The organism is Runella defluvii (genome assembly GCF_014195535.1).
Classification (GTDB): domain Bacteria; phylum Bacteroidota; class Bacteroidia; order Cytophagales; family Spirosomataceae; genus Runella; species Runella defluvii.
Genome location: NZ_JACIBY010000019.1, coordinates 14844 through 26668, shown reverse-complemented (window position 1 = coordinate 26668; position 11825 = coordinate 14844). Strand labels below are relative to the sequence as shown.

Below are 11825 nucleotides of genomic sequence, written 5' to 3'. Positions count from 1 at the left end.
TTCGTTTCTCCGAAACCCAAATTGCTTCGGAGAAGCCAAAACGTTTGTAGAAATAAAAATGAGGCAAATAAATGCCCGCTTCGGAGAAGCGGAACCATTATTTTATTTTAACAACGCTCGAATTTCTCCTTCCACTTTACCAGACGATGGGCGGGAGGCGGTGGCGGTAATAATTTTACCCTCTTTGTCAATGAGGAAGTATGCAGGAACACCGCTCATTTGATATGCTTTATAAAGTTTAGAAACCTCCGCATCGTCTGAAATATTGATATGTGTACCTTTAAATGCGGGGTCTTTTTCTAAAAAATTCTTCCAATTTGTACTCTTGCTATCAATAGAGACGTATAGAAACACCACGTCATTGTTCTCCGAAAACTGTTGTTGAATTTCCTTTGCTTTTGGTAATTCTTCTACACAAGGTCCGCACCAAGTCGCCCAAATATCTGCATAGACAATTTTACCCTTTAAATCGCTCAAAGAGACCTTCCTCCCATCAGGAGTAACTCCTGTAAAATTGGGGGCGGGAGCACCCTTTGAAATAGTAATCCATTTTTGGTACTTTTTGTCAAGGGGTAACTGATAAAGGGAATGAGGATATTCCTTTTTAAATGAATCATAAATTGACATCGTACCGCTAGTTAATCCTTGATTGAGTGCATCGTTGACATTGACCGCTAGCAAGTACTCTGTCATTGCTTTGGAGTAATTACCATTTTTAATCATTTTCTCAAGCATTTCGGGAAACTCTGCATAGGGTATTTTTTTTCCATCAGGAGTTTTTTGAGCCAGCAATGCAAAACATAGATTGTAGTAATATTCTTTCAAAACCCAGCCATAGTAGGAGTACTTGGCGTTGAGGAAATCATCATCTAGTGGAATTTCTCCGTACACTTTTTCTAAAAATTCAGGGATGAGTATTCGCCCTTCTGTTGTGTTATAGCGGGCCGAAATATAGTTGTGTTTAAAACTTAAAGGGATAATTAGATTGCTGATTTTCAGTAATTTAGAGACTTTTTCGGGCAAAGGATGTTTTTGAACGAAGCTTTGATGGAACTCATCTAAAGCACTTTTCATCTTATTCAACGAATGGGTAAATTCCTCGGGTGGAAATTCATTGATTTGTTTACCCCCAATCCTAAAGTGCTTATTGAAAACATTACTTGATTCCTCCAAGTAATTATTGGCCTCAGCTCCTTTTCCCGAAAATTGGGTCGAAGTCGCCTTATCATTGGTTTCCACAATTACCTTTAGGTTGTCGTCGGGAGAAAGAAAACAAGTGAATTGGAATTTTTCAATGGTTAATTCGGCAAATGTTGGTTGATCGAGGTGAAAGTTTAGGGAGCCATTTCCTAGCGCATTGAGTGATGTTTTGGCGATGGTGTCACCTCCCGAAATCAAATTGGAGATCATCACGTAAGCTGCCGCATTGGGCTTTTGAGGTGTTTGGAGATGAATAGATACATTCGGCAGCTGCGCGTGAGTAAAGAAAGTAAAAATGAAAAAAAAGAAAGTGGAGAAGATTTTCATGGGAGTAAAGGGTTGGTTTTAGTAGAAACGAAAAGGTTAATACTAAATTGTTATCTTGATGAAATAGAAGGACTTATAGGCGTTTTGTTGCTCCGCAACCTTCGTAAAATTAAACCACTTTTCCAGGGTTCAAGATACCTTTGGGGTCTAGTGCTTGTTTGAGGGTACGCATAAGTGCTATTTCTTCGGGTGTGCGGCTGAGGTGAAGCCACGGTTTTTTTTCAAGCCCAATTCCGTGTTCGGCCGTAATCGAACCACCAATTTTTTGAAGGGGTAAAAATACGATTTCTTCCACGCGGTGGCGAGTTTCGGGGCTGTTTTCTCCGCAGCTTACAAACAAGTGAAGATTCCCATCGCCCATGTGACCAAAACTGTAAAAATGAACTTGTGGCCACACCGCTTTAAGGTCGTGGATGACGGTGTGAATGTACGATTCCATGTCAGTGATGGGCAAACTCACATCAAACAAAAAGACAGGTTGATGAACTTGAAACACAAAGTCCACTTTTTCGCGTATTCCCCAAAACCAATCCAGTTCTTGTTGAGATTGTGCCAACGTGGCGTCTTCGATAAGGCCAGTTTCGAGCGATTGTTCTAGTAAATTTTGAAAATGAACTTCGTCAGCTTCTTGATGTTGGCCTAATGCTTCCAGCAACACGTAATAAGGGTAGTTTTGAGGAAGAGGAGGGGTAAAACTAGAGGGAGGTGAGGTCATCAAACGGTAATAGTCTTGCCAGATGATTTCGAAAGTGGTGAGTTTATTGGCCAATTCACGCTTGGCGGTTTGCAGAAATGCGATTGCTTTGTCGAAGCTGGAAAGGCCAATAAGCGCCGTATTTTTACTTTTGGGGGCATCTTCTAGTTTTAAAACAGCTTTGGTGACGATGCCTAACGTCCCCTCTGAACCAATAAAGAGGTGTTTTAGGTCGTAGCCTGCGTTGTTTTTGAGCATTTTATTCATGGAAGAAATAACCGTACCGTCGGCCAAAACTACTTCCAAGCCCAAGACAAGCTGACGCATAACTCCGTAACGAATGGCTTGTAAGCCTCCTGCATTCGTTGAGATAGTACCGCCAATCATACAACTTCCTTTGGCTCCTAAGTCCAGCGGAAACAATAAACCTGCCTCCGCAACGGCCTTTTGTAAATCGTGTAAAATCACGCCCGCTTGTACCGTCACTGTTTTGTTTTGAAGGTCAATTTTCTCAATGACATTCATTCGTTCGAGACTCAGTGCAACGTCGTTGTGGGTAGTGGTCACGCCGCCGACCACGTTTGTTAAACCTCCGTGCGGCACTACGGTTTGGCCGTGTTCATAACAAAGTCGCAGGACTGTAGCCACATCGTCGGTGGTATTGGGACGCGCTAATGCTTTGCACGAAAGGTTGTCGGTCGATAACCAACGGCTGGCAGGGCGTTCGGCGGCTTCGATTTGGGTTAAAATGGCGTCTTTTCCAACTGCTTGAATAAGGAGGTCAACAATTGAAGTCATGAGGAAAGGTTGGTTTTGTGAATTTTTAAAGTAGAAACCACAAATGTTTTTACTTACTATGGGTATAAAAAAGAGGGTACATTGACAACGTTCCCGATAACGATTGCGTGAAAAAATACAAATTATTCTTTGTATGATTTTATAAATGTTAGTAGTGTTGTTATCCTTAACTTATATAACATGTTAGATCCTGTACTCATTTTGCTCGTAGGCGTTGTGATTGTTGTCGGAGGAATTATCGGTTTTAAATTGCATCCCTTTTTGGCCCTTTTGTCGGCAGCGCTGGTGGTGGCATTGCTCACATCTGAGGCGGCGATTGAACAATTTTATTTGGCTAAGGGAATGTCTGCCGCTGAGGCGTTGAAACAAGCGCATAAAAGCGTAGGTGAACGTATTGCCACCGAATTTGGAAATACCTGCGCTAAAATAGGTATTTTGATTGCGATGGCAGCTATCATCGGAAAGTCGATGCTAGACAGCGGAGCCGCCGAAAAAATCATTCGTGCTATGCTAAAAGTGACAGGCGTTAAAAATGCGCCCATTGGATTTATTCTGAGCAGTTTCTTTTTGACGATTCCCGTTTTTGTTGATACAGTTATCTTTTTAATGATGCCTTTGGCCAAAGCGATGGGAATGCGTTTAGGCAAAAACTATCTTTTGCTGGCGTTGTCGGTCATTGCGGGTGCCGTGATGGCCAACTCTTACGTTCCTCCTTCGCCTGGGCCGTTATTTCTCATTGGGGCGTTAAACGTTCCCATTGGTTTAATGATGGTTTGCGGCACTTTGTTAGGGCTTTGTACCATTACAGTAGGTTACCTTATTGCGCTGTACCTCAATAAAAAATACGATATTCCCTTGCGTGATGCGCCCGATGCCCGTTTGGAAGACATTGCTGCTATTGCCAACAAAGAAGACAAAGAACTCCCCGCTTTGGGATGGGCGCTGCTTCCTGCGGTGTTTCCATTGGTAACGATTTGTGTGCGCTCGGCGGTGGAGGCATTTAAAATTCCCCATGAAAATTTATCGCCTTTTAGTCAGGGATTTATGGATGTACTGATGTTTTGTGGAGATAAAAATATAGCGATTTTTATGGGTGCTTGTTTTGCACTTTACGTATTGGCAGGCCAGAAAAAAACAACCAAGGACAAACTGACGGCATTTACCCAAACGGCTTTGATGAGTGGTGGAGGCATTATTTTGATTACGGCCGCTGGCGGTGCTTTTGGCGGGATGTTGCAGCAAACAGGTATTAGTCAGCGCATTGCCGACATGACCAAAGATTATCAAATGGCGCTCATTCCGTTGGCATTTTTAATTACGGCAGTAGTGCGCACCGCCCAAGGCTCGGCGACGGTGGCGTTGATTACAGCTTCGGGGATATTGGCAGGAATGGCTCAAAATGCTAACCTTGGTTTTCACCCCGTTTATCTGTGTTTAGCCATTGGTAGTGGGGCAAAACTGATTCCTTGGATGAACGACGCAGGTTTTTGGATTATGTGTAAAACCTCAAATTTAACCGAGCAAGAAGCCCTCAAAACCATTGCTCCCATGCAAAGTTTGATGGGATTGGCGGGGGTACTTTTGACAATGATAGCGGCTTGGTTGTGGCCGATGGTGTAGCAGCCCCCCACCCGCGCGGCGTCGCAGTGGCGAACCACCCGTCCCAATGGGGGAGTTTTAATATATACATCAGAAAATGAAAAATATTATAATAGATACTCAAACTTCCCCAATGGGGGCTAGGGGGCTTGTTATCAAAACCTCGCCCAACGACAATGTCGCTATCGTAGCAACTCCATCGGGGTTGAAACGAGGGAGTATTGTGCTAGGCACAACGGTTTTAGTCGAGAATATTCCGATGGGACATAAAGTGGCGCTTCAAACCCTTGAAACGGGCGATGAAGTACGACGTTATGGACAAGTGATTGGCTATGCCACCCGAACCATCGAAAAAGGAAGTTGGGTAAATGAGGGAAATATCAGCCTACCCGAACCTCCCAAATTGGAAGATATTAAGTATGTAACGCCTCCCGCCCCCAATGGCGGAGTTAGTTCACTTTCTCTCCCTGTTGGGCTAAAGGAGGCTTCTTTCATGGGCTACCGAAATGCTGACGGTAGTGTAGGTACAAAAAACGTACTGGCAATCACCACGAGTGTACAATGCGTGGCAGGTATCACCAATTTTATTGAAAATAAAATACGAAAAGAATTGCTGCCTTTGTACCCTAATGTCGATGATGTGGTGGCGTTTAATCACAGTTATGGATGTGGCATTGCGATTGATGCCCCTGGGGCAATTGTGCCGATTCGAACCATCAAAAACATTGCGCAAAATCCCAATTTTGGCGGCGAAGTGATGATTATTGGCCTTGGTTGTGAGAAACTTAGACCAGAAAGGTTACTCCCCGATAATGATAACCAATCTTCCATTCTCTACCTCCAAGATGAACGTTTTGAGGGTTTTTATGAAATGGTGGATGGAATCATGGAAATGGCAGAAACGCACCTTCAAAAACTCAACCAACGCCAACGTACGCAATGTTCAGTAGCCGATTTGGTGGTGGGGATGCAATGCGGCGGAAGCGACGCTTTTTCGGGCTTGACGGGCAACCCTGTGTCAGGTTTTGCCGCCGATTTGATTGTGAAAGCGGGTGGGACGGTGTTTTTCTCGGAAGTAACCGAAGTCCGCGATGCCATACATTTGTTGGTGCCACGGGCAATGGATGCAACCGTTGCCCAAAAACTCAAAGACGAAATGGCTTGGTACGACAATTACCTCTACCAAGGTCAAGCCGACCGAAGCGCCAATACAACCCCAGGAAACAAAGGTGGAGGACTAAGTAACATTGTCGAAAAAGCATTGGGTTCGGTCGCAAAGTCGGGGACAAGCCCGATTGTGGATGTGGTTTCCCCAGGAGAAAAAGTAAGCAAGAAAGGACTAAATTTTGTCGCAACGCCTGCCTCTGATTTCGCTTGCGGCACGCTGCAATTGGCCGCAGGAATGAACATGCACGTCTTCATCACGGGGCGCGGCACTCCTTATGGGCTAAACATGGTACCTGTGATAAAAGTGAGCTCTAACTCAAAACTCGCCAACCGTTGGCACGATTTGATTGATTTCGACGCGGGCCCCGTTGCTTTTGGCGAAAAAACAATTGAAGAAATGGGTTGGGAGTTGTTCCACTTGATTTTGGAAGTTGCCAGTGGAACCAAAAAAGTAGCAACCGATAAATTGGGCCTTTACAACGACTTAGTACTCTTTAACCCTGGGCCTTTGACTTAGTGTTGGGTTTCCTGTTTCCTGTTTTGGGTTTACGGTTTGCCTTATAATCTCTTATATTTCTTATATGGTTACAAAATAAGCCCCCGCTATTCTAAATAAAATTCAAAAAAATAAAAATATTTTTCAATTCGTGTAAGGAAGTATTCGTGCGAACTTGTCTTTAGAGAAAGTACACCATAGCACGATGAAGCAGGTCAACAATAATTATATTGAAACCAAGGGTACTCCTATTACCACACCATTATCTTCTTCCGACGATAAAAAAGTCGTGGAGTTTGATGACGAATTGTTTATCCGAAAAACCTTTGAAACCAATGCGCGGGAAGGAATGGCCTTGCTCTACAAACGCTATTACCAACCCCTTTGTACCCACGCGGTGAAGTATGTTGGTTCGCGAGAAACGGCCGAAGACCTTGTCTCCGAAATCTTTTTTCAGCTGTATGCCAACAAAACGTTTAGCGACATCACTTCCTCTTATCGGTTTTACCTATTTCGGGCCGTTCGTAATAAAGCGTATAACCACCTCCGTTGGGATTTGAGCCGTAAGGCGGACCTGCTCGAAGCCGCCCAAAAACCGATGCTTGATGAATACCAGCCCGACCATATCAGTCAGTTTGAAGAACTGTACCATGATGTGGAAGAAGCCGTCAATAAATTACCCATTGAGCGGCGTAAAATTTATTTGATGCGAAAATTTGAAGGGAAAAAGTACCAAGAAATTGCGGATGAGCTGAATCTTTCAGTAAAAACAGTGGATGTACAACTTCATCGAGCCAATCAGTACATTCGAGCACTACTTAAAGGAAAGTGGTTACTTTCTGAAGTTTTAGTCGTGTTAAGCCTCGTTTTTTAACCAAAACTATCACGTTTGTGAGGTTTTTACTACTTACGTCAATGAACATAGAAATTACAAAAGAAATTATATTTAACTATTTGTCGGGACGCGCGTCGGCCTTACAAAAACGAATGATAGATGATTGGGTTAAAAAACCTGAAAACGAAGAACTGTTTTACAAATGGTTGGTCGAATATGAGTGTCAAAATCCGCAGTATAGCACCGATATAGCTGCTGGTTTAGACCGTTTTAATCAATTGGCCAATCAAGTTGATGAAAACCCAGATTGGTCGATTTTATCCGAATCGGAAGAAAAAGAATTTACGCATTTTTCATGGCGATGGTGGGCCATTGCAGCTTCAATAATCAGTGTTTTAGTAACTGGATGGGTCTATCAAGATACGTTTTTGTATAAAACTCATCGCACCGAATTTGGTGAAACCCAAACAATTACCCTTAGCGATGGTACCCAAGTAACACTCAATGCCAACTCATCGTTGGAAGTTCCTCGATTCGGGTTTGGTAAAAAAACACGCCAAGTTAGGTTGACGGGAGAAGCTAATTTTACGGTTACGCATACCGTTGATAACCAACGATTTGTAGTAAAAACCGAAAAAGGCGTGGAGGTGGTTGTTTTGGGGACAGAATTTTCGGTTTATGCCCGCCGTAAAGAAGCCAAAGTGGTGTTGAATAAAGGCAAAGTTCAGTTGCGCTACCAAGAAGGAAAAACGCAGAAAGAGCTAATGATGAAGCCAGGAGAATTGGTGACGTTTGACCAAAGTAATCACCTCAAAAAAGAAATTACCGAGCAACCTGAAAAATACACGGCATGGAAAGAACACCGCTTTGTGTTTGACGATACAACCTTGGAAGAGTTTGTCCGAATTATGGCGGATAATTATGGTTTAAAAGTAATTATCGCCGACGATTCCTTGGCTCAACGGACGCTAGTGGGATCGTTTCGAGCCAATAATGCCGACGAATTGCTTGAAATTGTTTCCGAAATATTTAACCTCCAAATCACCAAAGTGGGTGATACTGTACTTCTTACTGATAAATAATAGACCCAAACCTGTGTTATAATGAAGACAAACCTACAAAAATCAAGTTGGGTAGGTAGTTTACTACTTGCCTTATTGCTCTTTGGGCGGCCAAGTTGGTCGCAGCAGGTGTATGCCAAAGCGTATAAACTTGCGCCAAGACCCGAACAAAAAACGGCGCCTGAAACTCAAAAATTAAAAGGAGTTTTGAGCCAACTTAAAAGCTATTATCGCGTTGATATTCTTTTTGAAGGCGGGCTTGTGGATGGCCTTGTAGTGCCTACCGACCTTGTTGATTACAAAGCCTCGTTGGAATCGAATTTAGAAAAAGTCCTGAAAGTTTCGGGACTGAACTACAAGAAGGTAAAAGAAGGGGCTTACGTGATTTTGGAAACGAAAAAAAACAAAAAAACGGCGGAAGCTGACGCCCGATTTCAAGAAAGCATCATTGCCCCTCAACTCACCGAGAAGCCCTTGACGGCGGAGGTTTCGGTGGTGAGAGCCGTAGAAAAAATGGAAATAGTAGCCGAACTCATCAAAGGAAAAGTGTCCGACGAAAAGGGCGTAGGTTTGCCAGGCGTAAGTGTCTTAATCAAAGGTACGCAACGCGGCACTACCACCAACGTTGAGGGAGCCTATCAATTGGAAGTGCCCAACAACGCGGCGGTGCTGGTTTTTAGCTACGTCGGATACGAAAGCAAGGAAGTCATCGTAGGTGCTCAAACGGCCATCAACATTTCGCTAGTTCCCGAAAGTAAGTCGTTGGGTGAGGTGGTTGTAACGGCCTTGGGGATAAAAAAACAAGCAAAAAGCGTAGGTTATGCGACCGCAACGGTAGGAACAGACGAAATGACGGTCAACCGCACGGCCAATTTTATGAATGCGTTGCAGGGTAAAATGGCGGGGGTAAATATCACATCGTTGGGGTCTGGGCCCGCAGGTACGAGCAAAATTCGTATTCGCGGCCAATCGTCGTTTGGGGGCAATAATTCACCTTTGATTGTGGTCAATGGCGTGCCCATCGATAATACCAACAACGGCGCGCGCGGTGATGTTTCTGAAAAAGGAAGCAACCGTACCTCCGACGGTGGTGACGGTTTGAGTAGCATCAACCCCGACGACATTGAGTCGATGACGGTTTTGAAGGGGGCGGCGGCTTCGGCCTTGTACGGCTCTCGTGCCAAAGACGGCGTCATTATGATTACGACCAAAAATCGTGGTTCGGGCTCGGGCGTTTCTTTGACATATAATTCCAATTTTACGTCCGAAACCCCCTTGGATTACACCGATTACCAGTACGAATACGGTCAGGGCGAAAACGGCCAGCGTCCAACGGCGGCCTTTCCTACGTCGGGGCAGTGGAGTTTTGGAGAAAAATTTCAGCCTGGAATGACGCAAGTTTTATTCGACAACATTACCGTTCCGTATGAGCCACAGCGGAATCAAATCTCACAGTTTTACCAAAAAGGATACACTTGGACTAACACCATGACGCTATCTTCGGGAGGTGAAAATGGAGGATTTAGTCTTTCGGTATCTAACCTTGACAACCGCACCATTCTCCGAAATTCGGGCTATCACCGTCGAACCATCAACCTTGGTTTTACCCAAACATTTGCCAAAAAACTGACGGTTTCGGGAAACGTAAACTATTCAAACGAATACCGTAAAAATCCCCCCAACATTGCCGAACAAGATTACAGTCCCGTAATTATTTTCAACATGGCCAATTCGATGCCGCTCGATTTATTGGAAAAAAATGCGGAAGATGCCAACGGAAACGAAGTGGTTTGGTCGCGATTTACGAACCGTACTAACCCTTATTTTGCCCTCAAACGCTTTGATAATATTCATAATGACCGTGTTTTTGGCAACCTAACCGCCCGCTACAATTTTACGGACTGGTTGTTTTTGCAAGGTCGGGTAGGGCAAGATTACTATTCGAGAGAGCAAGATTATAACTTGCCCACAGGTACGCAGCGACAGCCCGCCGCCCCCGCAGGTTTTGTAAATGGGCAATTCGTACAAGATGCGCGCAGTGTACGCGAGCTCAATGCCGATTTTCTGTTGGGAGCCAATCGTACGTTTGGAGTCATTGGGATGAACGTAAACGTGGGGGGCAACCAAATGTACCGCCGAATCAGCCGCCACAATGTGTTTGTGCAAGATTTTTATACCAGAAACCTATATACCGTTGGAAACGGTCGCTTGCGTGATGCCACGTACGATTTTTCTGAGCGCCAAGTGAACTCTCTCTATGCGTCGGCTGAGGTGTCGTACAAAGATTATTTGTTTTTGAACGGAACCGTGCGCAACGATTGGTTTTCAACGTTATCGCCAGCCAACAGAAGCATTTTGTACCCATCGGTTACCGCAAGTTTTGTCTTTTCTCAAGCCTTTGCGACGAAGTTGCCCACTTGGATTAATTTCGGAAAAATCAGGGCTGCCTACGCTGAAGTGGGTAGCGATACCGACGTGTCACCTTATGCCAACAACCTTTTTTACAGCATCAATGCGCAGCAATTTCCCTCTCCAACGGGAGTGGCTCAGCCTTTGGCAACTATTAGCGGAAGCACCGTGCCCAACCCAGACTTACGCCCCATGCGTGTGTCAGAGAAGGAATTTGGGTTGGAGTTGAAGTTGTTTAACAATTTCTTGGGACTTGATTTTACCTATTACGACAAACTGTCTTCTGACCAAATTTTGCGGGCGCAGACCTCCAATGCAGGTGGGTACTTAACGCAACTTATCAACGTAGGCCAGAGCCAAAACCGAGGTGTCGAAATGTTGGTGACTCTCAACCCCATTCGGCGTGAAGACCTCACTTGGAGCCTGATTCTGAACGCGGCTTACAACAAAACCAAAGTGCTGGATTTGGGAAGCGGTGTGAGCGATAACATGATTACCGTCGGAACGGGAGAATTTACGGGAGAGTTGCGCCAAGTGGTGGGGCAACCGATGGGGCAATTGTTCGGATTTGGTTACCTCCGCGATGCCCAAGGCCGCCAAGTATTTGACGCGGGCAATGGCCGTCCACTTCGTACTGCTACCCAAATTCCGTTTGGAAGTGCCCTACCACTTTGGGTGGGTGGAATCACCAATAGTTTCAACTTCAAAGGGGTAGAGTTATCGTTTTTGATTGACTTCAAATTGGGTCATAAAATGATTTCTGGCACCAACCACAACGCGTGGCGTCATGGTTTGCACAAGGCCACGTTGGTTGGTCGGGCCGAGAATTTTGTGATTGGAGACGGCGTAAATCCGAATGGAGAAGTAAACAAAACCAAGTCGGTTGTTCAGGCTTATTACGAAACGGTACGCTCGCAAAACATTGCCGAAGAGTTTGTTTATAACGCAGGTCTTTGGCAGCTACGCCAGATTTCGTTGGGGTATGATTTGAGCAAGTTGTTGCCCGCCAACCGCCGTTTTGTCAAAGGAATCCGCCTCAATGCTGTCGCCAACAACGTAGCAGTCATCAAAAAATGGGTGCCAAACATTCACCCAGAGCAGTTTGGATTTCCGTCGGATAACCTCGTGGGCCTCGAAGCGACGGGCCTACCGATTACCAGAAACATTGGCTTTAACTTGAATGTGAAGTTTTAAGCCCCCAAACCCCCGATGGGGGCTAAATACAAAGCTTTCGGGGAA

General features: G+C 44.8%; 7 protein-coding genes. 5 read left to right on the top strand and 2 right to left on the bottom strand.

Features of this window, described 5'->3' with window-relative positions; genetic code table 11:
* Positions 1 to 102: 102 nt before the first annotated feature.
* Together FHS57_RS27650 and FHS57_RS27645 are read right to left on the bottom strand one after the other, a co-directional pair.
* Positions 103 to 1527 carry a TlpA family protein disulfide reductase gene (locus FHS57_RS27650; RefSeq protein WP_183979398.1) on the bottom strand — a complete coding sequence of 475 codons (1425 nt, stop codon included), beginning with the start codon at positions 1525 to 1527 and terminating at the stop codon, positions 103 to 105.
* Between the two features lie 109 nt (positions 1528 to 1636).
* Positions 1637 to 3019: an FAD-binding oxidoreductase gene (locus FHS57_RS27645; RefSeq protein ID WP_183979396.1), complete on the bottom strand. Its 1383-nt coding sequence runs from the start codon at positions 3017 to 3019 to the stop codon at positions 1637 to 1639.
* Positions 3020 to 3199: 180 nt separating this feature from the next.
* Between FHS57_RS27645 and FHS57_RS27640 the strand changes: the two genes are divergently transcribed.
* The 5 genes from FHS57_RS27640 (at position 3200) to FHS57_RS27620 (ending at position 11780) form a co-directional block, all read left to right on the top strand.
* Positions 3200 to 4639 (top strand): GntP family permease, encoded by a 1440-nt coding sequence (locus tag FHS57_RS27640; RefSeq protein ID WP_183979393.1) that lies wholly within the window; start codon positions 3200 to 3202, stop codon positions 4637 to 4639.
* A 76-nt stretch (positions 4640 to 4715) separates the two neighbouring features.
* On the top strand, positions 4716 to 6302 hold the full coding sequence (garD, locus tag FHS57_RS27635) for a galactarate dehydratase (protein WP_229601472.1): 1587 nt from the start codon (positions 4716 to 4718) through the stop codon (positions 6300 to 6302).
* A 184-nt stretch (positions 6303 to 6486) separates the two neighbouring features.
* Positions 6487 to 7155, top strand: a complete 669-nt coding sequence (locus tag FHS57_RS27630; protein WP_183979391.1) for an RNA polymerase sigma-70 factor — start codon at positions 6487 to 6489, stop codon at positions 7153 to 7155.
* Positions 7156 to 7196: 41 nt separating this feature from the next.
* Positions 7197 to 8198 carry a FecR family protein gene (locus tag FHS57_RS27625; protein WP_183979389.1) on the top strand — a complete coding sequence of 334 codons (1002 nt, stop codon included), beginning with the start codon at positions 7197 to 7199 and terminating at the stop codon, positions 8196 to 8198.
* Positions 8199 to 8690: 492 nt separating this feature from the next.
* On the top strand, positions 8691 to 11780 hold the full coding sequence (locus tag FHS57_RS27620) for a SusC/RagA family TonB-linked outer membrane protein (protein ID WP_183979483.1): 3090 nt from the start codon (positions 8691 to 8693) through the stop codon (positions 11778 to 11780).
* Positions 11781 to 11825 lie beyond the last annotated feature (45 nt).

Excerpts from the sequence above, each read along its gene's own strand:
- FHS57_RS27650 (WP_183979398.1), bottom strand. The coding sequence starts at position 1,527 with ATGAAAATCTTCTCCACTTTCTTTTTTTTCATTTTTACTTTCTTTACT.
- FHS57_RS27645 (WP_183979396.1), bottom strand. The coding sequence starts at position 3,019 with ATGACTTCAATTGTTGACCTCCTTATTCAAGCAGTTGGAAAAGACGCC.
- FHS57_RS27640 (WP_183979393.1), top strand. The coding sequence starts at position 3,200 with ATGTTAGATCCTGTACTCATTTTGCTCGTAGGCGTTGTGATTGTTGTC.
- garD (WP_229601472.1), top strand. The coding sequence starts at position 4,716 with ATGAAAAATATTATAATAGATACTCAAACTTCCCCAATGGGGGCTAGG.
- FHS57_RS27630 (WP_183979391.1), top strand. The coding sequence starts at position 6,487 with ATGAAGCAGGTCAACAATAATTATATTGAAACCAAGGGTACTCCTATT.
- FHS57_RS27625 (WP_183979389.1), top strand. The coding sequence starts at position 7,197 with ATGAACATAGAAATTACAAAAGAAATTATATTTAACTATTTGTCGGGA.
- FHS57_RS27620 (WP_183979483.1), top strand. The coding sequence starts at position 8,691 with ATGGAAATAGTAGCCGAACTCATCAAAGGAAAAGTGTCCGACGAAAAG.